This is a genomic window from Lysinibacillus sp. UGB7 (assembly GCF_049058285.1).
Classification (GTDB): Bacteria; Bacillota; Bacilli; order Bacillales_A; family Planococcaceae; genus Lysinibacillus; species Lysinibacillus sphaericus_B.
Genome location: NZ_JBMGUV010000018.1, coordinates 79,391 through 103,273, shown reverse-complemented (window position 1 = coordinate 103,273; position 23,883 = coordinate 79,391). Strand labels below are relative to the sequence as shown.

The 23,883-nt window shown below is 38.0% G+C and carries 18 protein-coding genes and 1 other annotated feature; of the genes, 11 read left to right on the top strand and 7 right to left on the bottom strand.

What is annotated here, in order from left to right:
* The first annotated feature begins 190 nt into the window (after positions 1-190).
* From argC to ACOMCU_RS16865, 4 genes are all read left to right on the top strand, one after another.
* Positions 191-1,225, top strand: coding sequence for an N-acetyl-gamma-glutamyl-phosphate reductase (gene argC, locus ACOMCU_RS16880; RefSeq protein ID WP_036130665.1), 1,035 nt, complete (start codon positions 191-193; stop codon positions 1,223-1,225).
* A gap of 206 nt (positions 1,226-1,431) precedes the next feature.
* A complete protein-coding gene (argJ, locus tag ACOMCU_RS16875; protein ID WP_421050797.1) occupies positions 1,432-2,664 on the top strand; it encodes a bifunctional glutamate N-acetyltransferase/amino-acid acetyltransferase ArgJ in 1,233 nt (410 codons plus the stop codon).
* Positions 2,627-3,418 carry an acetylglutamate kinase gene (gene argB, locus ACOMCU_RS16870; RefSeq protein WP_036130660.1) on the top strand — a complete coding sequence of 264 codons (792 nt, stop codon included), beginning with the start codon at positions 2,627-2,629 and terminating at the stop codon, positions 3,416-3,418. Before argJ ends, argB begins: the two co-directional genes overlap by 38 nt.
* 111 nt (positions 3,419-3,529) lie before the next feature.
* The gene (locus ACOMCU_RS16865) at positions 3,530-4,660 is read left to right on the top strand and encodes an acetylornithine transaminase (RefSeq protein WP_421050796.1); all 1,131 of its coding nucleotides are present in this window, start codon (positions 3,530-3,532) and stop codon (positions 4,658-4,660) included.
* A gap of 173 nt (positions 4,661-4,833) precedes the next feature.
* Here ACOMCU_RS16865 and ACOMCU_RS16860 read toward each other — a convergent pair whose 3' ends face one another.
* Together ACOMCU_RS16860 and ACOMCU_RS16855 are read right to left on the bottom strand one after the other, a co-directional pair.
* Positions 4,834-5,739 carry an NAD-dependent epimerase/dehydratase family protein gene (locus tag ACOMCU_RS16860; RefSeq protein ID WP_010860217.1) on the bottom strand — a complete coding sequence of 302 codons (906 nt, stop codon included), beginning with the start codon at positions 5,737-5,739 and terminating at the stop codon, positions 4,834-4,836.
* Between the two features lie 92 nt (positions 5,740-5,831).
* A complete protein-coding gene (locus tag ACOMCU_RS16855; protein WP_036130658.1) occupies positions 5,832-8,837 on the bottom strand; it encodes a transglycosylase domain-containing protein in 3,006 nt (1,001 codons plus the stop codon).
* A gap of 102 nt (positions 8,838-8,939) precedes the next feature.
* Positions 8,940-9,143, top strand: a binding site (T-box leader).
* A gap of 70 nt (positions 9,144-9,213) precedes the next feature.
* Here ACOMCU_RS16855 and tyrS point away from each other — a divergent pair.
* Positions 9,214-10,482 carry a tyrosine--tRNA ligase gene (gene tyrS / locus ACOMCU_RS16850; protein WP_010860215.1) on the top strand — a complete coding sequence of 423 codons (1,269 nt, stop codon included), beginning with the start codon at positions 9,214-9,216 and terminating at the stop codon, positions 10,480-10,482.
* A gap of 58 nt (positions 10,483-10,540) precedes the next feature.
* Here tyrS and ACOMCU_RS16845 read toward each other — a convergent pair whose 3' ends face one another.
* Together ACOMCU_RS16845 and ACOMCU_RS16840 are read right to left on the bottom strand one after the other, a co-directional pair.
* Entirely contained in the window at positions 10,541-11,350 is an 810-nt protein-coding gene (locus ACOMCU_RS16845) for a cobalamin-binding protein (RefSeq protein ID WP_010860214.1), read from the bottom strand.
* Between the two features lie 124 nt (positions 11,351-11,474).
* A complete protein-coding gene (locus tag ACOMCU_RS16840; protein ID WP_036130655.1) occupies positions 11,475-12,680 on the bottom strand; it encodes an iron-containing alcohol dehydrogenase in 1,206 nt (401 codons plus the stop codon).
* Positions 12,681-13,289: 609 nt separating this feature from the next.
* Between ACOMCU_RS16840 and ACOMCU_RS16835 the strand changes: the two genes are divergently transcribed.
* Positions 13,290-13,838: a MarR family winged helix-turn-helix transcriptional regulator gene (locus ACOMCU_RS16835; RefSeq protein ID WP_010860212.1), complete on the top strand. Its 549-nt coding sequence runs from the start codon at positions 13,290-13,292 to the stop codon at positions 13,836-13,838.
* 393 nt (positions 13,839-14,231) lie between these two features.
* Here the strand turns inward: ACOMCU_RS16835 and rpsD are convergent, their stop codons facing one another.
* On the bottom strand, positions 14,232-14,834 hold the full coding sequence (gene rpsD, locus ACOMCU_RS16830) for a 30S ribosomal protein S4 (protein WP_010860210.1): 603 nt from the start codon (positions 14,832-14,834) through the stop codon (positions 14,232-14,234).
* A gap of 599 nt (positions 14,835-15,433) precedes the next feature.
* Here rpsD and ACOMCU_RS16825 point away from each other — a divergent pair.
* Positions 15,434-17,188, top strand: a complete 1,755-nt coding sequence (locus tag ACOMCU_RS16825; RefSeq protein WP_421050795.1) for a sensor domain-containing diguanylate cyclase — start codon at positions 15,434-15,436, stop codon at positions 17,186-17,188.
* A 94-nt stretch (positions 17,189-17,282) separates the two neighbouring features.
* Here ACOMCU_RS16825 and ACOMCU_RS16820 read toward each other — a convergent pair whose 3' ends face one another.
* Complete coding sequence (locus tag ACOMCU_RS16820; RefSeq protein WP_010860208.1) at positions 17,283-17,762, bottom strand: GAF domain-containing protein; 480 nt, start codon at positions 17,760-17,762, stop codon at positions 17,283-17,285.
* A gap of 24 nt (positions 17,763-17,786) precedes the next feature.
* The gene (hisJ, locus tag ACOMCU_RS16815) at positions 17,787-18,581 is read right to left on the bottom strand and encodes a histidinol-phosphatase HisJ (RefSeq protein WP_421050794.1); all 795 of its coding nucleotides are present in this window, start codon (positions 18,579-18,581) and stop codon (positions 17,787-17,789) included.
* A 198-nt stretch (positions 18,582-18,779) separates the two neighbouring features.
* Between hisJ and ezrA the strand changes: the two genes are divergently transcribed.
* From ezrA to ACOMCU_RS16795, 4 genes are all read left to right on the top strand, one after another.
* A complete protein-coding gene (gene ezrA / locus ACOMCU_RS16810) occupies positions 18,780-20,480 on the top strand; it encodes a septation ring formation regulator EzrA (protein WP_010860206.1) in 1,701 nt (566 codons plus the stop codon).
* 555 nt (positions 20,481-21,035) lie between these two features.
* Positions 21,036-22,196: a cysteine desulfurase family protein gene (locus tag ACOMCU_RS16805; protein WP_421050792.1), complete on the top strand. Its 1,161-nt coding sequence runs from the start codon at positions 21,036-21,038 to the stop codon at positions 22,194-22,196.
* Complete coding sequence (gene thiI / locus ACOMCU_RS16800) at positions 22,193-23,401, top strand: tRNA uracil 4-sulfurtransferase ThiI (RefSeq protein WP_010860204.1); 1,209 nt, start codon at positions 22,193-22,195, stop codon at positions 23,399-23,401. The genes ACOMCU_RS16805 and thiI overlap by 4 nt, the downstream gene beginning before the upstream one ends.
* A 200-nt stretch (positions 23,402-23,601) precedes the next feature.
* The gene (locus ACOMCU_RS16795; RefSeq protein WP_010860203.1) at positions 23,602-23,820 is read left to right on the top strand and encodes an alpha/beta-type small acid-soluble spore protein; all 219 of its coding nucleotides are present in this window, start codon (positions 23,602-23,604) and stop codon (positions 23,818-23,820) included.
* Positions 23,821-23,883: the final 63 nt, after the last annotated feature.

The following is a 23,883-nucleotide window of genomic DNA, read 5'->3' as shown; positions in this document are numbered from 1 at the left end:
AGATAAGGCGGGAATTCATTCGGTTAGCGAAGGATTTCTCGCCTTATTTTTCTGAATACGTGATAAGGAGTAGGAATAGAATGCTTCTATAACTGATTATTATGAAAATACTATTTATAAATAAAAATTCAGTTGACTTAATAATTATACAGACGTATACTGTTTTTAACTTATTTCAGGGGTGAGTGCAGTGAAAATAGGAATAGTTGGCGCAACAGGATATGGTGGATTAGAACTCGTTCGCTTTTTACATAATCATCAGGCAGTGGAGCAAATTGATTTATTTACATCCTCAGAAGAGGGTGTTGTATTTTCTTCAAAGTTTGGACACTTAGTTAATATTGCTGATATGCCATTGCAAAAAATTGATTATGAGACACTAGAGAAATTTGATGTTGTCTTTACAAGTACACCTTCGGGGGTGACCAGTGAGCTATTGCCGCCATTAGTAGGAAAAGGTCCGAAGTTAATTGATTTGTCAGGTGACTACCGTTTAAAAGATCCTACAAGCTTTGAAGCGTGGTACGGTAAAAAAGCTGCGCCGTTAGAAATCATTCAGCAAAGTGTTTATGGTTTAACAGAATGGAATGCAGACAAGGTGAAAAATGCATCTCTTATTGCAAATCCAGGGTGCTATCCAACAGCAGTCCTGCTATCACTATTACCATTATTAAGAGCAAAATTAATTGATCCAAGTTTTCTTGTCATTGATGCGAAGAGTGGTATTTCAGGTGCTGGTAATAAACCATCGCAAACGACCCACTTTAGTGAAGTAAATGAAAGCTTCTCCATTTATAAAACAAATTCGCACCAACATATACCAGAGATTGAACAGGCTATCTCAATGTTTGCAGGTGTTGACACATCGATTTCCTTTAATACTCATTTAGTACCTATGACGCGTGGTATTTTATCAACAGCGTATGCTCCCGTGATGGCGGATGTAACAGAAAGACAATTGATAGCCTGTTTACAAACTACATACGAAAAGCATCCATTTGTGCGAATTGTCACGGATGTGAATAGTCTTTCGACGAATCGTGTGAGGGGCTCGAACTACTGTGATATTTTCGTGAAAGTTGATAGCCGTACAGAACGGGCCACAATAGTTGGCATAATTGACAATTTAGTTAAAGGGGCAGCAGGCCAAGCAATTCAAAATATGAACGTTCAGTTTGACTTACCACAAACAACAGGCCTAGATGTTGTGCCGTTCTTCATTTAATAGAGCATATCCTATTATGCTAATTTTTCTGATACAAAGGTAAAAGTGCGCATATACTCCTGCGAATGGAAAGCATGAGTGAAACGTAGTGACACGGAAAGGGAAAGCGAGGCGGAGTTTTCATACAGGAAGATGGGTGTTATTGATTGAACGGTTTTTTAGACAGTCCCTAATTTATTTCATTCAACCTAAGGAGGAATTGCATTATGACATTAACAGCATCAACAAATATCATGAAAAAATTATCAAGTAAAAATATCGTATCGCCTAAGGGCTTTAAGGCAGCTGGGATGCATTGTGGACTAAAGCACAAGAAAAAAGATTTAGCGGTGTTAGTGAGTGATGTACCGGCAAGTGTAGCTGGTGTATTTACAACAAATGCAGTACAGGCTGCCCCATTAACAGTAACAAAAGAGGTAGTTTACACAACTAAAAAAATTCAAGCAATGATAGTGAACTCTGGGAATGCCAATGCTTGTACAGGCAAGCAAGGCGTGCAGGATGCGTTAGCAATGCAAACTTTAACAGCTGAGAAGTTAGGGATTGAGGCCAATCTAGTTGGGGTTTGCTCAACTGGCGTTATCGGTGAAATTATGAAAATGGAGCCTATCGAGAACGGTATTGCTCAATTAGAGCCGCAAGATAATCTTGAAAGTGCAATCGATTTTGCGCAGGCAATTATGACAACCGATACTGTCATGAAAAATACGAGCTATAGCACAATCGTAGATGGCAAGGAAGTCATTATTGCTGGTGTTGCAAAAGGTTCAGGGATGATTGAGCCAAATATGGCAACGATGCTTGGTTTTATTACGACAGATGCCAATATTGAATCGGATGTATTACAAGCAGCGCTGTCAGATATAACAAATCTTACGTTTAATGCAATCACAGTGGATGGGGACACATCTACAAATGATACGGTCGTAGTGATGGCCAATGGCTTAGCTGGCAATGAATCTTTAACAACTGCCCATCCTGATTGGCAAAAATTCTACTATACATTAAAAACAGTTGCACAAGACTTAGCAAAGATGATTGCAAAAGATGGAGAGGGAGCCACGAAACTAATAGAGGTGGAAGTGGAGGGTGCGATTTCTGATGAGGAAGCGCGTAAGATTGCAAAGACAGTTGTTGGTTCGCCGCTTGTAAAAACGGCAGTATTTGGTTGTGATGCAAACTGGGGACGTATTATTGCTGCGGTTGGCTACAGTGGTGCAGTAGTGGACCCTGACAAAATTACCATTCAAATTGGTGGCGCTACAATGGTAGAAAACGGCGAGCCGATTCCTTTCTCAGAAGATGAGCTAATTCAAATTTTGAAAATGCATGAAGTAAAAATTTATGTGTCACTTGGTATTGGTGAAGGCAAGGGGCATGCATGGGGATGTGATTTAACTTATGACTACGTTCAAATCAATGCATCATACCGCTCGTAAGCGCATGGTCATTAAGCTTGGTGGTAGTACACTTGAAGGCTTAAATGAATCGTTTTTTGAGAACTTTAAAAAACTGCAGGATGACGGGGTGGAGCTGATTATCACACACGGAGGTGGCCCTGCTATTAATCGCGAGCTTGCGGCACGTGGCGTAGCATCTCATGCATTAAATGGCATCCGTGTAACGAATGAATCAGCGATTGATATTGTACAGTCAACGTTAATCGGTAAGGTGAATCCAGCACTTGTCCATGAATTAACAACAGCGGGTATTGTGGCAGTTGGTTTAAACGGTTTTGATGATCAATTAATTGTAGCGAATTTTTTAGATAAAGATGTGTACGGCTTTGTCGGAGAGGTGCAGTCAGTGAATTCAGCACTGTTAGAAACGTTGATAAAAGCTGGCATTGTCCCTGTAATTGCTTGTGTTGGGGCTGATGAAGAGGGGCAGGCACTTAATATTAATGGTGATACCGTTGCAAGTGAAATCGCACTTGCAATTAACGCAGACAGCTTGTTGCTTGTCACAGATGTAGCAGGTATTCGTATTGAACATGAATACCAAACAGAGGTAACGCCTTGCCTAATAGCTCAGTGGATTGAGCAAGGACATATTTACGGTGGAATGATTCCTAAAGTACAAGGGGCCATTGATTGCCTAAATGCCGGTATCCCATCTGTACAAATTGTCGGGAATGCCTTACTAGGTACGACTATTATAACTTCATCTAGTAAAAGTATTGCTTCTTTATAGTAGTGAGTTGGATTTTCGTAGCGAGGATGTCACTAATTTTTTGAGATGTTCATCGAGTGACATCTAGGACACATTACGTCGAGGCGTAATCGAATAGAAGGGACTGATTAGATGACTGCTTTATTTGGAAACTACGGCAAACGCCGTGCACAAATTGTCAAAGGGCAAGGAACTGTTGTTGAAGATTCTACTGGAAAAAAATATTTAGATTTTACAAGTGGTATCGCTGTTGTAAGTCTTGGGCATGCACATCCCGCACTTGTAAAGGCATTACAAGTGCAAAGTGAGAAGCTATGGCATATCTCCAATTTATTTGATATCCCTGGTCAGGAAACGGTTGCACAAAAATTAGTGGCACATACGCATTTCTCTTATGCGTTTTTCTGTAATAGCGGTGCTGAAGCAACTGAAGCGGCCATTAAGCTGGCACGTAAGCATACTGGGAAACACCATATCATTACATTTGAAAAGTCCTTTCATGGGCGCACATTTGGAGCAATGTCTGCAACCGGACAAGGGAAGGTTCATAATGGCTTTGGACCACTTGTAGATAAGTTTACGATTTTACCTTTTAATGATGTCGAAGCGCTTGAAACAACAGTTGATGACTCAGTTGCAGCGATTATGCTAGAAATGATTCAAGGAGAAGGTGGCGTTAATAGCGTAACATCGGAATTTGCAGCGACAATTACAAAAGCATGTGAGGAGAAAGGCATCCTTCTGATTGTTGATGAAGTTCAAACGGGTATTGGGCGAACTGGGACCCGCTTTGCTTATGAACAAACTGTGTTGAAGCCAAACATCCTAACAATAGCAAAAGGCTTAGGTGGAGGCTTCCCGATTGGAGGGATACTTGGAACAGCTGAACTCTATGATACATTTGGACCGGGAACACATGGTACAACATTTGGCGGTAATCCTCTCGCAATGAGTGTGGCAGAAACAGTGATTGATCACGTTTTCGCAGCGGAATTCTTACAAAATGTGCAAGATGTATCCTCGTATTTCGTACAACAGTTGAAAGCGAATTTACCTACTACTTATACGGTACTAGGGCAAGGCTTATTACTCGGCATTGGCTGCGGTGATACTGAGGTAGCACCTTATATTGCAGAAGCTGAAGAAAAGGGCTTACTTTTAGTGGGGGCTGGGCCGAATGTTATCCGCTTACTTCCGCCACTTACGGTCTCAAAAGAAGAGATCGATGAAGCAATAGCAATTTTAACAACGATATTATTATAAAAAAAGGCGTTCAATATTAAAGGGTGAACGCCTGAGATTAACGACAAAAGGTATTTGGAATGTGATCATTCCGATTACCTTTTTATCAGAAATAATAGTTTATTAACGAGTGTAGTATTCTACCCATCACCTCAAACTGTTTAGCATTTTAACTACAAAATTTAAATCAGGAATCAATTCCGCTGAGGTGTAATTGATTTTTGTTGTTCCTTTACCATTGTGTTAATCAGCTTAGGTAGCCAATCATTTAACGTACTAAACGTAAAGCCAACTGTTTGTGCTTTGGCATTCGACATATACCAATCGGCTGGAATAGCATATGGAGATTGTGCATTGGCATCGCCTCCTAACAGTGAAACTTTCGCTCGTTTACCACTAGCTTCCTCAATAAGTCCAAGTAAATCTTTTAATGCAATAGCACCACCTGCTGTGGCATTGAAAGGTCCTTCTATTGTAGAAATACCTGCAAAATATAAAAATGCAGCAGCTTCATCATCGGTAATAAAACTCATTTTTGCCTCAGCATTTGTCAATATAATTGGCTGCTCATTTACTATACGCTCCACGTGAAAGTGTAAACGACGTGTATAGTCCTGTTCGCCAACAACGATTGGGAACCGCACCGCCACAACAGGGAATGAAGCGTTTTTAAATAGCACCGCCTCCGCTTGGCGTTTACCTTCACCGTAAGTAAAATCTTTTTGGTCTCCCATGCGAATTTCATAGTCATACGGATTAAAATCTGCTTCTGTTTTTACAATACCATCTGCTTCATAAGTAGCAAGCGTAGAGGTAAATACAAGCTTTTTCGTTTTACCTTCTAGAATTTGCACGATTTCTTGAGCCTCTTTTGGAGAATAACAAATATTATCGTAAACAATATCCCATGACATATCAGTAAGTGCTTGGGCTAACGCGTCTTCATCATCTCGATCAACAATGAGTTGCTTTACTCGAGATCCAAAAGGATTCCCACTTTGACCGCGTGTTAATATCGTCACATCATGGCCGTTTTGAAGACAAAGCTCAACTAATTTTCTACCAAAAAAGCGTGTACCACCTAAAATTAATAGTTTCATAACTACATCCACCCCTTCATTTAATCGCCTTCTCTATCATGACAAAAAAACAGACTTACTACAATCATATTTGAATGTAGTAAGTCTGTTTATTATTGACTTGGCGTTTCTGGAGGTGGTGTTGTGCCACCGTTATTTTCTCCATTGGAGCCATTGCCGTTGTTATTACCATTGTTATTACCATTGTTGTTGCCGTTGTTTGAACCGTTGGAGCCATTGCCATTTTCAGAGCCGGTGCCATTGTTTCCAGAACCAGTTCCATTGTTCGAACCATTTTCATTACCCGAACCTTCATTGCCGTTTGTAGGTGGAGTAGGTGGTTGCTCTTGATTTTCTTCCGGTTCAGGTTCAGGTTCGGTTTCACTACCGCCCGTAGAAACGACATTCGATTGTCCTGATGTCAACCCTGTAATGTCGACAGCAACGACTACATAGGCTTGTCCACTTGCGACTGTTATACTTTGTGTTGCTTCAAGTACTGAAGTGACTAGGGTATTACCGCCATTTGTCACATTGTAAATACGATAGCCGACAACATCATTGGAAGAACCAGACCAAGAAAGGGTGTTACCACTAATCGATGCTGTTACAGTTGCTGGTGAGCTTCCATCTGCTGGGAAATCAACCGCTGATACGGACGAGTTCGATAACGATGAATTTTTAGGAAGTAAACTTCCAGGGTTACCACCTAATCGGCCTAACATACGTTTAATAAAGGCTTGATTAATACCAGCACCACCTGATTTTACAAATTCGGATGGCGTATTTGGATGTGCATTGTACGTTTTTCCATTAATCGTGACAACACTTGAAGATGCTAAGCTATCATCTGGCTGTGATGGTAAAAATACTTTAGCATTAAATAAATCTGAGCGCACAAGTCCTGCATTCGAACATGCTGCAGAAGGTGCTAAGCCAGAAATACCACAGAATGAAGCAGTCACAACATTTTTTGGTGCCTTAAAGTTCGTTGGAGCATCAATCAATTTTGGATCCGCATCGTACATGGCATTCATTAAAGTCCCCCAGAGTTTGTTAATACGGACGCTTGGTTGCAAGTACGTATTATTAAAGGCATATAATGATCGCTGCTTATCATAGCCCATCCAAACGCCGAGTGAAACGTTCGGATTATAGCCAACTAACCAAACATCTTTGTACTCTTGTGAGGTACCAGTTTTGGCAGCGAAATCAGAAGAGAATTTTAATGTATTTTTTGCAACTGTTCCTGTGCCCTTTGTTAAAACATCACGCATCATATCTGTGACTATATATGATGTTTCAGGACTAAATACTTGAACAGGTTCAACTTCATGTTGATAGATGACGTTCCCATCTAAGTCTTCAATTTTTTCAATCATATAAGATTCAATAAATTGACCACCGTTCGCAAATGTTGCAAATGCATTGGTATTTTCTTCAACAGTCGTTCCCACTTCTAAAGCGCCAATACCTGTTGAAAGATTCGTATAATCTTCAGGCTGTAGCTTTGAGAAGCCCATTTTAGCTAAATATTCAGCAGGGCGTCTATTAATAATATCGTTATATAAACGTAATGCTGATATGTTTTGTGAATCTGCTAATGCTTCACGTGCAGGAATAAGTCCACGCTCATCACTAGCAATGTAGTTGTTTGGACTCCAAGAGCCAATAGAGAATTTTACATCCACTAACGGGCTACCTGCTCCAATTACACCGTATTCAATTGCTGGTGCATAGACAAGTAATGGCTTCATCGTCGAGCCGTTTGGGCGATAAGCTTGCGTCGCATGGTTTAACTCAGTAGTTTTAAAATCACGACCACCTAGGAAGCTTAAAATACGCCCTGTGCTATTTTCGATTAAGATACTCCCAACCTGTACAGGCATTTCGATATCAACTTCTTCTCCTGTTACGGGATCTTTACCTTTACCTGTATACGTATGGCCATAGTATTTAAAATTATCAGCCGCTTTTTGCATGGCATCGTACATGTCTTTATTGATGGTAGAATAAATACGATAGCCCTTTGAACGGACGTCACGGTCTGCTAAAATCATATACTTTTCATTTAATTTTTTTTCTGATTTCAAGCGTTCTGGGTCCACGCCATCATCTTTAGCTAGCTTTTCTGCAATGATTTCTTTCGCACGGTTTTCAAGCTCATACGTTAACCAAGGATAGCGATCTTCTGACGCAAGTTCTGGTGAACGGAAATCTGCTGTAATGTCATAGTTTAGTGCTTCTTCGTACTGTGCATCGTTAATATAGCCTGCTTCTTTCATGCGGTATAGAACTGTTTTCATACGATCAATACCTGGCTTAAGAGCCTCTTCGCTTTTTAGTACACCTGTGTTCGTAAACGGAGTATGGGCATAAGGTGCTTGCGGAATACCAGCTATGTAAGCGGCTTGTGGCAAGGTTAGATCTTTCGCCTTTACACCAAAAATACCATCAGCTGCTGTTTCAATCCCAGCAATATTACGACCTGATGCATTACGACCATATGGAATAATATTTAAATAAGCCTCTAATATTTCTTCCTTTGTCATAAAGTGCTCTAAACGCATAGCAAGGAGAATTTCTTTTGCTTTACGTTCATAGGAAACTTCATTTGTTAACACTTGGTTTTTAATGAGTTGTTGTGTTAATGTCGAGCCACCTGTTTGTGTGGCTGAATTTGTCACGTCCTGCAGTAGACCACGGATTACAGCTTTAGGAACAATGCCGTTATGTTCGCGGAAATATTCATCTTCCGTTGCTAGTACTGCATTAATAACATCTGGTGCCACAGCACTTAGTGACGTTTCACGACGATCTAAGTCCGTGCGTAATTTCCCAATATAAATATCGTTGGCAAAATAAATTTCACTGGTTTCCTCATAGTTGAAAATATGCTTGCGTAATTCTTCTTTTGAGCGCAGTGGCTCTTCTTTTACAAGTGAGGCGAAATAGCCGGCGCCAACCGAGCCGACAAATACAGTGCCTACCAATGCAAAGACTAAAAATAGCAAAAATAAGTTCCAGGTAACACTGCCTGAAATACGTAATGTCTTCATCCATTTTTGTTCGAGTAATTCATCGATCTTTGCATTGATTTTCTCAATCCAATCTTTCAAGGTATCGACCTCCTAAAATCTTGTCTATTATAGCATATATTGAATTGACTCGAACATAGTTATTGACATTGAAAAAGATTCGTATAGAATAGTGCTTATAGTTTTCTAGTGATGAAGAGTTTGCAGTAGTGTCTATATTCCCTGTATAGAGAGCCAGCGGTTGGTGAAAGCTGGTCATAGTGTAGAGACGAATTACGTGCTTGGAGCTTAGACGTGCGCGCCTGCGATAAAGGCGATTGAATGAAGAGGAAGATGGATGACGTCTTCAAGCTGGGTGGTACCGCGTTAGTTATTAACGTCCCTGCATGCAATTAATTTGCGTGTAGGGACTTTTTTGTTTCTCTGCACGTAAGAATACAAATTAGGAGGAAGAACTATGACAAACCAATTATTACAAGATTTAGAATGGCGCGGTCTGCTTTACCAACAGACAGATGCAGAAGGTATGGCAAAGCTATTAGAGGATCAATCCGTGTCTTTGTACTGTGGTGTAGACCCAACAGCTGACTCTATGCATATCGGTCACATCGTACCATTATTGACACTGCGTCGCTTCCAAAAAGCTGGCCATCGTCCAATTTTACTTGTTGGTGGAGCAACGGGGATGATTGGAGATCCATCAGGTCGTTCTGAAGAGCGTCAACTGCAAACTGTTGAGCAAATTGATAAGAACGTGCAAGGCATTCGTGGTCAATTAGAACGTATTTTTGATTTTGCTGAAGATGGAAACGGTGCACAACTTGTCAACAATCGAACTTGGATTAGCAAAATTAATACAATTGAATTTTTACGTGACTACGGTAAATTAATCAATGTCAACTACATGTTAGCTAAGGATACAATTGCGTCCCGCCTTGATACGGGAATTTCATTTACTGAATTTGCTTACACGTTAATTCAAGGTATTGATTATAATCATTTATATAACCACTACAATTGTCGTATTCAAGTCGGTGGTTCTGACCAGTGGGGGAATATTACAACTGGTTTAGAAGTGATTCGTAAAACACATGAAGAAGAAACAAAAGCTTTTGGTATCACAATTCCATTAGTAACGAAGGCAGACGGCACGAAATTTGGTAAAACAGCTGGTGGTGCTGTATGGTTAGATAGCACAAAAACTTCTCCATACGAATTCTACCAATTCTGGATTAACGCAGCCGATGCAGACGTTATAAAATACTTGAAAATCTTTACGTTCTTAACACGTGAAGAAATCGAAGCGTTAGCTGTTTCTGTTCAAGAAGAGCCACATCTGCGTAAAGCACAAAAAGCGTTAGCAGAAGAAATGACTCGCTTAATTCATGGTCAAGCTGCATTAGACCAAGCAATTCGTATTACAGCGGCATTATTCTCAGGCGATTTAAAAACACTTTCTGCTGAAGAGATGAAGGATGCCTTTAAAGATGTTCCTTCTATTGAAATGGCAAAAGAGGATAAAAACATCGTGGATTTACTAGTTGAAGCTGGTATTTCACCATCAAAACGTCAAGCTCGTGAAGATGTTACAAATGGTGCAATTAGTGTAAATGGTGAAAAAGTTACTGAGTTAGCCTATATTATCGATGCACAAGATCGTTTAGAAGACGCGTTTAGCATTGTACGTCGCGGCAAGAAAAAATACCATATGGTTAAATTTGTGTAAAAATTGGTCTCACAAATAACAACATCCCCTCGATTATATTCGTGGGGATGTTGTCATTTTAATATTGTAAAAAGCTGGGGAGAGTTAGATGCTGGTAACTTTTAGGGTGAAGAAGTTTCGCAAGTTTTAATGCTCCTTCAACTAAACGAGGTGAAGGCCGGCAGTAAAGCCATTCCTCCATAACATGGAGTTGTTTCAACTGGACAGCATGTAGCTCTTTGGCATGTGGACGCTTCAATAAATTGGCTGGCTGAATTCGCTCAAAAGCAACACCTACCCAAGCCATCATAATATAATCTGGCTGGCGTCGTACGACGTCATTCCAGTCTGTTTGCACACTTGCTAACGTCACGTCTTGAAATAGATTATATCCCCCTGCAATGGCACTAATTTCTGTGAGCCAATTTATTTTTCCAGGTGTAAAAATGGGATTCGGCCACCATTCCCAATACAGTGTCGGTTTATCCTGAATCGATTGTGCAATCATACGAAGTTGTTCAATAAAGTGCAAGTAATCTTTAGCAATTTGTTTAGCGCGTTCCTCAACACCACAGGCTACACCTAGTGTTAGGAGGTCCTGCGCAATTTCCTGAAGAGAGTTAGCGTTAAAGACAAGATGAGGAATATTTCTTTCTTGTAATGCCTCTATGTTTTTCTCCATGCCTGGTACACTCAGGGAAGCGAGTACGAGATCGGGCTGTAATGCTTCTAACGCCTCTATGTTAATCGATAAATCAGGTCCTAGCTTCGGCAGTTCATTTACTGTTGCAGGCCAATCAGAAAAATCATCAACACCGACAAGCTGATCTGTCAAACCTAAATAGGCGACGAGTTCTGTATTACTAGGACAGATTGAGATTAAACGCATATTTATTCCCCCCAATTCTTTTAAGAAAAGTATAGCTGGTGTTGCCCTTGTATACAATGATTGGCTTTTTTTCGTGGCAATAGCAAAAGACGTGCCTCAAAATGAGACACGCCATATTTTTATTTTATGAAAGTGCGACAGCTTCAAGCGACTCTGCTGTTTTCACTACAGGTCCCATCGCATTTGTAATAATCTGCTTAATGTCTTCTAATGTTGCTTTACGTGGATTTGTTGCAGCGCATACGTCAAGCATTGCATTTTTCGCTAAAGTTTCAATATCCTCATCTTTCGCGCCTAATTCACGGAAACCACTAGGAATATTTAAGTCTTTCGATAAGCTTTCAATGGCAGTGATTGCTTTTTCAGCAGCATCACGTTTGCTTAAGCCCTCTACATTTTGTCCTAGCAATTCAGCGATTCTTGCAAAACGCTCTGTACGTGCTGTTAAGTTGAAGCGACAAACATGAGGTAGTAAAATCGCGTTACATACACCATGCGGAAGATTATAGAAACCGCCTAATTGGTGAGCAATTGCATGCACATAGCCAAGTGATGCGTTATTGAACGCCATACCTGCTAAAAATTGTGCGTATACCATTTGCTCGCGTGCTTCTAAATCTGCACCATTTGCATAGGCACGTGGTAAAAATTCAGGAACTAACTGAAGTACCTTTTCACCACAAGCATCCGTAATTGGTGTTGCATTTGTAGAGACAAAAGCCTCAATTGCGTGTGTTAACGCATCTAAACCAGTTGCAGCTGTTAGAGCTGGCGGTAAGCCAATCATTAACTCTGGATCGTTAATCGATACAAGCGGTGTTACATGCTTGTCAACGATCGCCATTTTCACTTTACGAGCAGTATCTGTAATAATCGTAAAGCGTGTCATTTCGCTTGCTGTACCAGCTGTTGTGTTAATCGCGATTAATGGCACTAATGGGTTTTCTGACTTGTCAATACCTTCATAATCATGAATGCGTCCACCATTCGAAGCAATAATTCCGATACCTTTTGCTGCATCATGTGCACTACCGCCTCCAAGTGAGACAATTGAATCACAGTTCTCTGCATGATACACTGCGATACCGTCTTCAATGTTTTGATCTGTTGGATTTGGTTCTGCTTTCGGGAAAATTGCAACATCGATTCCAGCAGCTGTAATGATGTTAGCAATTTGTTCTGAGAAACCTAATTTGTGTAAGCCCTCATCTGTTACGATCAATGTCTTTTTCACTTCTAAATCATTTAACCGTTTACCAACTTCTTGAATTGCTCCAGGTCCAAATAAGTTTGTTTTTGGCATGACAAATTGCTTTAGAACGTCTGACATGTTTCCAACCCCTTTAAAATAATTGTTATTGCTTGAATGATGGCGAACCACCTTTCGGAATTCATGTTATTCTATTTTTTGTAAAAGTTCAACTCGTATTTTTATTAAAATTGTTAATTTTATTTGTGTTATTATTTTACAAAAAAGTTAAGTTAATAAAAGAATGTGGATAAAGTAGTTTTGTATAAGAATATTGAATTTAATATGTTTTAGAAAATATTTTACTATGAAAGTAAAATATATTTTTTGGAAAATGGTTCTGTTTTGAGGAGTGTTTGAATAGTAAATAACTGATATTTTATTTTTATTATAATGGTAGTGACTATGTTATTTTGAAAATGCCAATTACTATTTTAAAGTACATAAGATTGTTACAATCTTAAGAGGGGAATTATTATTGTTTGTTATAAATATAGAGGGCAATACATGAATGACATAAATCTAACCGTTTCTTCAACGTACATCGTAAAGCTACATACAAAATGCGGCTGCTCCAAAAGAGTAGTAGCTTTAGTTTGGAGAAATTTATGGAAATAAAAGTTCTTGCATTAGAGAAAATTTATAGTTAGAATGATTTATAGTTAGATAATCTAATTAAAAGGTGATTCAATGACAAAACTTAAGAAAACGTACACGAACGAAGATGATTTACCAGTGTTAGGGGTAGAGCCATATATTGAGCTGATTCAGACATCCTCTTCAAGTAAAACAAATCAAGAGGATGCGAAATTGGGATTAATGTTGTTATGGCTAAGTGACTATGTTCTAGATGTAACGGACAATGAGTTAGCTCCTTTCGGAATTACAGAAAGTAAATTAGACTTATTACTATTGCTGACACTGCATGAAGAGAGACGTGCGACTCCGTCTGCTTTAGCTAAACGATTAGGGGTTACGAGAGCATCAGCAACGTCAATGCTTGATTGGCTAGAAAAGAGAAATCTTATTGTACGGAATCATAGTAAAGAAGATCGGAGGAAAATTTATGTGAGTTTAACTGATGAAGGGCGTACTTTTATTGCTGAAGTTTTGCCGACTTATTGGTCGTCATGTGCTTCTAATTTGATTGACTTGGAGCCTGATGAACGAAAAGTATTTGAGAAGTTAGTGAGTAAATTATTAACATCTATACAAAGAAAACTAAAGGTGGAACGTTAAACTGTAGCTATGTTGTTGGTTTAACTATAATTAGTATTCTATTTGTTAGCGGGATTGCTCTTGCTGTTCCTTCATTAGTGACACTTGTTAGTCAGTTAGGCTGGAACATGGGTGGTATTGCGGTCTCTATGTATACGGTAATTTTATTTGCTGGAACAAGTGTTGCACCTATCATATCTGTTTATTTTATACAATCTGGTAGCTTTTCCGTAGCTTTCATTCTTCTTGCTACAACACTTAGTATCGGATTGGTTTCCGTACTAATGGTTAAAAGTGGGAAAAAAGAAAATTCGAATTGAATGGTGCTTGTAGGAAAGTAATGTAAAAAGCCCTGAAACCTTGATATACAAGGGATTTCAGGGCTTTTGTCGTCATATTTGCAGAGCAAATTGATTAACGAGAGTAGAACTCTACGATGAATGCTTCGTTGATTTCAGCAGATAGTTCAGAACGTTCTGGAAGGCGAGTGAATGTACCTTCTTTTTTGTCTGCATCAAATGCTAAGTAGTCAGGTACGAAGTTGTTTACTTCGATCGCTTCACCAACTACAGATAGGTTTTGAGATTTTTCACGAAGAGAAATCGTTTGACCTGCTTTAACGCTGTATGATGGAATATCAACGCGTTTACCGTCTACCATAACGTGACCGTGGTTTACTAATTGACGAGCTCCACGACGAGTGCGAGCTAAACCTAAACGGTAAACTAAGTTGTCAAGGCGAGTTTCAAGAAGAATCATGAAGTTTTCACCGTGAACACCTTTCATTTTACCAGCGCGGTCAAATACAGTACGGAATTGACGTTCAGTCATACCATACATATGACGAAGTTTTTGTTTCTCTTGTAATTGTAAACCGTATTCTGATAATTTTTTACGTTGGTTCGGGCCGTGTTGACCTGGTGCGTAAGGGCGTTTTTCGATTTCTTTACCAGTACCGCTTAGTGAGATACCAAGACGACGTGATAATTTCCAAGATGGACCTGTATAACGAGACATATTGTTGTCTCCTCCTTTAAATTTGGTTTGTTTGTTGTAAAACAAAAACCAGTAGTACCCATTCTTAAACGCATTTTATTTTCATGTATTTTCGCCTATGCAGCCGTTAGGTTACGCAATACACCATCTATTTTCTTAGGAGAGTACCCGTTTAGTAATACTCTTTAAAATAGAGGAATAAAATACAATATTAAGATCATACCACTGCTGCGTTTATTTTACACAAACTTCATTGTAACTGCTTATTTCATAGACGTCAATTATTAGCATAGCTATTTTTGAAAAGGGACAATAGTAGGAAATTCCCTTTCATAGATTTCACACTATTTCAAAATAGTTAATGATAAGGTAATAATATGTATAATTTAAAAAGTGAAACAGAATAACATAGTCAAAATGACACAATTTATGTATAATATATCATAAGTTAATAGTAATTGATTTGTACGTTATATAGAAAAGGTGATTTCATGACAGACCATTTACAAACGCTAAAATATATAAAATCAGATGTTTTGAGCTTTTGGGTGAGTTCCAATGGAGAACTCACCAGTTTTAATGAGTATTTTTATTCATTAAAGCAGTGTCTAAAGAAGCACTTGAAAATTGTAAATGTTGCTTTTCTTAGCTATGAAGGTAATAGTTTAATACCTATACAAGAAGTAGCTACGTTAACAATCGAAACAAAACTAAATGCTGTGTCATGGCTGATGATTGAAACTAGCTTTTATCAACAAAAAATGGTAAAGCTCCCTTATATATTAAAAGAAAAAGAAGCATATAACAGGATGACAGATATGGTGCTTTTCCAACCGGAGGGCAAAGATCCCATTGGTATATTACTTGTGGAAGCAACAGATGCTTGGACTGACTTTATGACTTCTGATTACGGTGAAGAGTGTATAGAAACGCTTATGAAAGTTTTGCAGATTTTTAGTGAGAACCTAGAAGTAAGATCAAATGAGGACCAATATAGAAAACTGTACAATATGACTGATTTATTTCATTCAACAATGGACATAGATTTAATTTTAGAAAATGTGCTGAAAAATATTAGGGATAATTTCCGGGAATTTAATGTTGAACTGATACTATCGAATGATCAAGACCGCCATACGACCATAGATATTAAGCTTTTTGATTACTTATCTGAAAGACCAGCTACTATTGAGGCTTTTGTATCAGGAGATTTGACAACTGAATTGGCAAGTGACCTGAATTGTCGTTTATTAAATGCACCTATAAAAGGAAGGCAAGCTATTTACGGCATTTTACAAGTAAGTGCACCACCGACATATCTTTTCTCAACGACTGAAAAGGACTTTGTACGAATGCTAGCGCAAGCATCCGGGAATGCACTAGAAAATGCCAAATTATATCATCAATCGCATCGCCTCGTAAGTGACTTACAACTTATTAATGAAACATCACATCGTTTAAATATGCGGATTGATATTCACGAAATGTTGCTTTTTCTACAAAAACAGTTAATGAAATCGTTTCAACCAATGGAAGTATGTTTCGCTTTTAAAAATAAGGATACCTTTGAAGTGACGGATGCCAGTACAACTTTATTTAAATTAGAGGAGGGGAAAACGTATATCAAACATGTTGAACAACATTTTGAACATACGAATGACCCATTATTTATAGCCGACTTTAGCCGACTAACGCCTAATCAAATTGAATATCGTTCGATTATGGCCATCCCAATTTTGATGGAGGAAAAAATAAATGGTTTTAGTATCGTACTACACAAAGAACCATATTTCTTTTCATTTGATAGCTTTAAGTTAATGCAGTCTTTGATCCATCACTCATCTTTAGCGATTGCAAACTCTATTTTACGAAATCAGCTTCAGGAAATGGTAGATAGGGACCATTTAACAAAGCTATATGCCAGAAGTTATTTAGATCACTATGTAGAAAAATCCCTTATAAAAGATCAATCGGGTATGTTTTTACTTATCGACATTGATAATTTTAAGCGTATTAACGATACTTATGGCCACCAAATTGGCGATAAAATTCTCGTACAAATTGCAATGAAGTTAATTGAGACGATCGGGACACAGGGGATTTGTGCACGTTGGGGTGGAGAGGAAATGTCAGTCTATATACCAAATATTGATGAAAAAGAATCAATCGAACTGGCATCGACTATTGTTGCAATGATTCCGGACGCAACAGATCCCCAAGTAACAATATCGGCAGGGCTCATAACTTGGGATCAAAATTATCGACCAGCATTTCAATCGGTTTTCTTACATGCAGATACAGCTCTATACCAAGCCAAAAACAGTGGGAAAAATCGTTTTTGTATTCATGATCGTTACCTTCAAACAAATGCATAAAAAAATAAATTTATAGATTTGCCCCGAAATGATATGTAAAAAATCAACATTTCAGGGCAATTTTTAATATTTGTATTCCGATTTACAACAGTCTTTATAGATGGGTAAGTAATGTTTTGACAAATTGCTCTAAGCCAACTTGATCATCAACAGAGAAGCGATTTGTAATTGGGCTATCGATATCAAGCACACCTAGAACTTTACCTTCCTTCAGAAGAGGGATAACAATTTCGGATTGGGAGGCAGCATCGCAGGCAATATGTCCTGGAAATGCGTGGACATCTTTTACGACAATCGTTTCTTTTTTCACTACGGCTGTACCGCAAACACCACGACCCGCAGGAATTCTAACGCAAGCAGGTAAGCCTTGGAATGGACCTAATACAAGTTCTTCGCCTTGTGAAATATAAAAACCAACCCAGTTAATATTTGTAAGAAATTGATTGAGTAATGCGGAAGCGTTACTTAAATTAGCGATGCAATCCGTTTCTCCAGTGAGTAGTGCATCTAATTGCTTTGCTAATGCATTATATTGGTCCATTATAGGACCTTCGTAATTTATTTGTGTAAACATACTAGCACCTCGTTTAAAAGTTATTCATTTAGGAAATATAACATTATAATGTTGATGTAAATCAACTGCGGCATGCGCATCAGATCCAAAAACAAAAGGTAACCCAATTGACTTACTATAGTCAATTAAAGAAAATGGTGGATAGGGTTCTTGACAATATGCTTTACTTAAACCAGCACTATTCAGGTCAAGTTCGTACCCTTCTTTTTTCATTAAATCTAAGATCTTTTGAATCCGGACTGTATCATCAATTTTCACATTGTGTGCTAATTGAAATTTATGAATGAGAGATGGATGTCCAATACGTTTAGGTTTGTATTGTCCTAAATTCGCTTGGATTGATTGAAGGACAGTATCATAATATAGATCATAGACATGTTCTACGGAGCCAATCTTTTTTGAAAAATCTTTAAAGGTCTCTGCTGAATAGTCGATACATACAAAGTTATCCCGCCACTTTAAAAAATGAACGGATAAAATAGCATCATCTAAAAAATGACCATATGTATCAAGGAAGCTACGTGTTTGCTGCTCGAAGCCTAAAATATAGTCAATTTCAAGCCCAATACGAATCCGGATGTCCTGCGCGTACTGATTTTGTAATCGCTGTAAATCTTCAAAATAGGGTACTAAATACGCTGGATTCATGCCGCTATCCTTATCGGGTGTAGGGTCGACAAAGCCGGGCGGTAACGGAGCATGTTCTGTAAACGTAATATCCGTAAAGTTTTCAGCAATAGCTTTTTCGATATATAGCGTAAATGCATCTGTTGTACCATGTGGACAATAGGGGCTATGGATATGCCCGTCTCTTTTCATAAAATATACACTCCTTTGGCTATTTGACTTGTGTCTAGATAGTAACGCCGTACGTTCAAGGACAGGAGTTGCCGTCTTGTCTGTTGGGCGTGAATACACTTTTCTGAAAATCACTTAAATTTTAGTACAAAAGGGGAAAACATAGTATATAATAAATACAACTAGCCAATTCGTATATTGTAGAATAGGAGGCTTACGATGGAGTATATCATCATTCCAATTATCCTACTATTAATTTTAGCCATAGTAGGATTTATGATGCGACGAAAACATACCGCAATTATTGAACAACTTGAAAATGAAAAATTACAAATACAAAATAATCCCATAAATGAGGAAATTTCTAAGGTTAAATCATTAAACATGAATGGTGAAACGGAAGAAATGTTTGAACGATGGCGCAATAGCTGGGATGAAGTCATCGATGTACATATGACAAAAATTGATTCACTCCTATTCGATGCAGAGGACCAAGTCAATCATCTTCGTTTTAAAAAAGCAACCTTGATTGAACGTGAAATTGAGGATTATGTTCGTAAGTGTGAACAAAGCAAAGATAAAATTTTAGAAGAATTAAATGAATTAATTGGCAGCGAAGAAAAAAATCGTATTGAAATTGAACAACTGAAAGAATATTATCGATCAGCACGTAAAACTTTACTTGCCCATCAACACTCTTTTGGGATTGCATTACCGGCACTTGAGCAGAAGCTAGAAGTATTTGTTCAAAAGTTTGAAGAATTTGATGAGCTTACTCGAGACGGTAACTATTTGCAGGCACGTGAAATTGTTATTGGTTTGAATCATGAATCACAAGAGACATTTGAATATATTAATGACGTGCCAACTATTTTGACTGAACTACAAGTGAAATTACCAGGTGCTGTTCAAGAATTACGTAATGGTCAACGTGAAATGGAAGAGAAATCTTATTATTTACATCATTTAGAGCTGGCAGAGGCACTGGACAACCTTGAGACGGAGTTTGCCAATTTAAAAGATGAATTGGCTCAACTTAATTTATCTTCTGTAAAGCCGAGAGTTGTTGAAATAAATGAAGAAATTGACCATTTCTATGATTTGCTTGAAAAAGAGGTCATTGCAAAAAATTATGTAGATCAAAATTGTGAGCGATTATTAGGTTCCATCACAAATGTCATTAGCTCAACCCGCTTAGTTAATGATGAAGCCACTTTTGTACAACAAAGCTATCATCTTAACGAAAAGGATGCTGAAATCCCAAAAGCTGCTTTAAAACAATTAGAAGCACTCCAACGTCGTTACGATTTATTAGCAATGCGTGTTACAGAGGAAAAATCTGCCTATTCAAGTTTGCAGGAGGAACTGATTGAAATAAGTGAGGAGCTTGAACGTATTCATGAGGAGCAAGATCATTTATCGAATACGATGAAAAAGCTTCGAATTGATGAAAATAAGGCTTGTGCACAAGTAGAAAATCTGAAGAAAACATTACAGGATACAGATCGTCTGTTAAACAAAGCAAATATTCCAGGTATTCCAGAAGAAATGGATGCACGTTTAGATGAGGCTGCTGAGCACATTTATGTTGTGATGCAAAGTTTACAAGAAGTACCACTCAACATGGGAACAGTTCATAATAACTTAAATGCTGCAACACTTTGTGTTGAGGATGTTCATTCCAAGGCACATGAACTAATTGAGAATGTTATGCTGATTGAACGTATTATTCAATATGGCAATCGTCATCGAGCAACAAACCCAAAATTAAATACACGTTTAAAAGAAGCAGAAGAAGCATTCCATCAGTTCCGTTATACAAAAGCGCTTGAAGAGGCTGGGACAGCTGTTGAAGAAATGGAGCCAGGTGCTTTAAAACGTATTCAAGAAATTGTCGCAGAGGATTTAGTTGCGCGTTAATAACAAATATATATTTACAGTATAAATATGATTATATTGAAAAGAGTAACCACCACACTGGATTGAAGTTGGTGGTTTTCTTATGAGAATTAGGATATACGATAGCCAAAATTTTATAGATTGCAGTCTTGAAGTAAAATTTAGCAAAGAGTCATGATTTTGATAAATGGCAAAGAAGAAGGGGTTAGCTTTTTGTCAGATTTTTATGAGAGTAGGTTTAATAAGCTTATTTTTATTATAATTATGGGATTATGAATACTGTGGATTATTACGTTACATAATTCCAATAGGCCTTATGCTATAATAGACAACTAGATTTACGGCAATGGCATGCTAATGAAGGTCGTGGTCGTGGCATAGGAGCTTTATCCTCAGTTTGGCTAATGAATTAGGAAAGAGGAGGATAGAGCTTAAGCAAATGGAATAATGCGATATCAGCAAAAAATAATTTAATAGGAAATTTTTTGTAACCTAATAATAGTTAATGGTTTTATTAGCAAGTTTGAACTATAATAAATACCGTTAAATTAACGTTTTGAAAGTGTGTGAATAACGATGAAAGTAAATACAATATATTTAGATAACAGCGCTACAACTAAACCGTATAAAGAAGTGATGCAGGCATTTATGGCAGTGAATGAGCAGTATTATGCCAACCCTGCATCGATTCATGCAATGGGTGTAGAATCAAATGAATTATTAATGCGTGCTCGTGAACAAGTAGCAGACATTTTGCAAACTGAGGCGAAAAATGTACTGTTTACTTCAGGAGGTACTGAATCAAATAATACAGCTATTTTCGGTTTAGCGCATGCCAATACTCATAAAGGTAACCATATTTTGACGACAGAAATTGAACACCCATCTGTGTTAGAATCGGTGAAGCAACTTGAAAAAGAGGGCTTTGAAATAGAATATTTACACGTCGATAAATCGGGTGTAGTGTCGTTAGATGAATTGCGAGAAAAAGTTCGCAAGGATACTATTTTAGTAAGTATGATGCATGTGAATAACGAAATGGGTGCCATTCAGCCGATTTTTGAAGCGGCAAAAATTGTCCATGAAGCAAGTCGTGCCGCTTTTCATGTGGATGCGGTGCAAAGCTTTGGAAAATTACCAATAACATTTAATGACGATGAAGGACCGGATTGTATTACTATATCAGGTCATAAAATTCATGGTTTTAAAGGTTCAGGCATATTAGCATTTCGTAAAAAAATACAATGGCAGCCGTATGCACTTGGTGGAGGACAAGAATTTGGCTTACGTAGTGGCACAGTGGCTGTTCCACAAGCGGTAGCACTATCAAAGGCGGCTCGTATTGCAATCGAAACAATGAGTGAACGTGCGAAAAAATATCGTACATGGCAAGATGAAATATGTACGGAGTTAAAAGAATATGGTGAGGCTGTGCATATTTTATCGACACCAAATGGCGCGTCACATATCTTATCATTTAGTGTGCGTGACTTAAAAGGTGAAGTCATTATCAATGCACTACAGAAACGTGGCGTTATTGTGTCAACATCGAGTGCATGTTCTTCCAAGCAAACAAAAACGAGTCATGTTGTAGAAGCGTTAAATATTGATGAGCATTTTAAAAAAGGTGTAATTCGAGTAAGCTTTGGTGCTTATATAGCGGATGAAGACATTACACAATTTAAACAAGTACTGCATGAAGTACTAATGGAACTTAAAGGAGAATACGCTTTATGATTTGGAAAGAAATATTAATTCGATATGGTGAGTTATCTACAAAAGGTCGCAACAAGATGGATTTTATCCGTCGCTTGCGTGAAAATATTCGCCATGCATTTACTGATTTAGGTCATCTACACATACGTACAGAACGGGATCGTATGTTCATCGCTATACAAGACGAGGCACAAATGAACGTTTTACTAAATGGATTACCGAAAATTTTTGGGATTCAATCATTCAGTCCAGTTGCTGCATGTGACAAAGACATCGAGGCGATGAAATCACTTGCAATTACAATTATGGATACATTTAAACATGAACAGTTAACTTTTAAAGTTGAAGTAAAGCGTACAGATAAAACATTCCCATTAGATTCACATGGCATTCAGCGTGAAATTGGTGGATATGTCTTACCTCAATATCAAAATTTATCAGTAAAAGTGAAAAAACCAGATGTAGAACTTCGTGTTGAGGTCCGTCATGATGCAACTTATATGATGGCACAAGTTATTCCGGGTGCTGGTGGCATGCCAGTTGGCTCTAATGGTAAATCATTATTAATGCTTTCAGGTGGTATTGATAGCCCGGTTGCAGGATATTTAATGTTGAAACGTGGAGTCCGTTTAGAAGCCATTCATTTCTTTAGTCCGCCGTATACAAGTCAAAATTCATTGGAAAAAGTAAAAGTACTTGCCAATGAATTAACGAAATTTGGGGCAAATATTCGTCTACATGTTATTCCTTTTACCGAAATCCAAGTACTTATTAAAGAAAAAGTGCCATCTAATGTGTCGATGACAACAACACGCCGTATGATGTTAAAGGTTGCTGACAAAGTACGTGAAGAAATTGATGCACTTGCGATTGTTACGGGTGAAAGTCTTGGGCAAGTAGCAAGTCAAACACTTGAAAGCTTAACCGCTATAAATGCTGTAACTAATACACCGATTTTACGTCCGCTAATTTCGAATGATAAATTAGAGATAATTGAAATTGCTGAAAAAATTGGAACATACGAAACATCAATACAACCTTTTGAAGACTGCTGTACAATTTTCACGCCCGCTAGTCCAAAAACTAAACCAAAGCTTGAAAAAGTCGAGCATTACGAAAGCTTTTCTGATTTCGACGAACTAATCGATCGCGCTGTAAAAAATCGTGAGGTCTATATTTTCCCGAAAAAAGAACAACCTGCTGATAAATTTGTAGATCTTTTATAAAAAAAAACTTCAATTGTTATGCTGTTTAAACGAACTTAAATTTGTTATATATATAGGAAAGAAACCGTCTCAAAATTCTATTTTGAGGCGGTTTTTATTTAATTGCTAATTGGTTTCCTTTGCAGTTACATTTTACCTATAAAATTTTTGTATTAAAAAACAAATAACGCACATTCTATATTCACAAGGAGGTGAGAAACATGACAAACAACAACAACCGCAGTTCAAACAAGCTTGCAGTACCTGGTGTACAACAAGCACTAGATCAAATGAAATACGAAATTGCACAAGAATTTGGTGTTCAATTAGGAGCTGACGCTTCAGCTCGTGCCAACGGTTCCGTTGGTGGTGAAATCACTAAACGTCTTGTACAAATGGCAGAATCTCAATTAAAAGGTATGCCAAACAACAACCAATAAATGCAGAATAAGCATTTATAAACTTAAAACCAGTGACCGTAAAAGGCACTGGTTTTAGTTTGT

Coding starts and splice junctions, on each gene's coding strand:
- ACOMCU_RS16865 (WP_421050796.1), top strand. CDS start 3,530: ATGACTGCTTTATTTGGAAACTACGGCAAACGCCGTGCACAAATTGTC.
- rpsD (WP_010860210.1), bottom strand. CDS start 14,834: ATGTCTCGTTATACAGGTCCATCTTGGAAATTATCACGTCGTCTTGGT.
- ACOMCU_RS16840 (WP_036130655.1), bottom strand. CDS start 12,680: ATGTCAGACGTTCTAAAGCAATTTGTCATGCCAAAAACAAACTTATTT.
- argJ (WP_421050797.1), top strand. CDS start 1,432: ATGACATTAACAGCATCAACAAATATCATGAAAAAATTATCAAGTAAA.
- argB (WP_036130660.1), top strand. CDS start 2,627: ATGACTACGTTCAAATCAATGCATCATACCGCTCGTAAGCGCATGGTC.
- ACOMCU_RS16805 (WP_421050792.1), top strand. CDS start 21,036: ATGAAAGTAAATACAATATATTTAGATAACAGCGCTACAACTAAACCG.
- tyrS (WP_010860215.1), top strand. CDS start 9,214: ATGACAAACCAATTATTACAAGATTTAGAATGGCGCGGTCTGCTTTAC.
- hisJ (WP_421050794.1), bottom strand. CDS start 18,581: ATGAAAAGAGACGGGCATATCCATAGCCCCTATTGTCCACATGGTACA.
- ACOMCU_RS16845 (WP_010860214.1), bottom strand. CDS start 11,350: ATGCGTTTAATCTCAATCTGTCCTAGTAATACAGAACTCGTCGCCTAT.
- ACOMCU_RS16820 (WP_010860208.1), bottom strand. CDS start 17,762: ATGTTTACACAAATAAATTACGAAGGTCCTATAATGGACCAATATAAT.
- thiI (WP_010860204.1), top strand. CDS start 22,193: ATGATTTGGAAAGAAATATTAATTCGATATGGTGAGTTATCTACAAAA.
- ACOMCU_RS16860 (WP_010860217.1), bottom strand. CDS start 5,739: ATGAAACTATTAATTTTAGGTGGTACACGCTTTTTTGGTAGAAAATTA.
- ACOMCU_RS16795 (WP_010860203.1), top strand. CDS start 23,602: ATGACAAACAACAACAACCGCAGTTCAAACAAGCTTGCAGTACCTGGT.
- ezrA (WP_010860206.1), top strand. CDS start 18,780: ATGGAGTATATCATCATTCCAATTATCCTACTATTAATTTTAGCCATA.
- ACOMCU_RS16835 (WP_010860212.1), top strand. CDS start 13,290: ATGACAAAACTTAAGAAAACGTACACGAACGAAGATGATTTACCAGTG.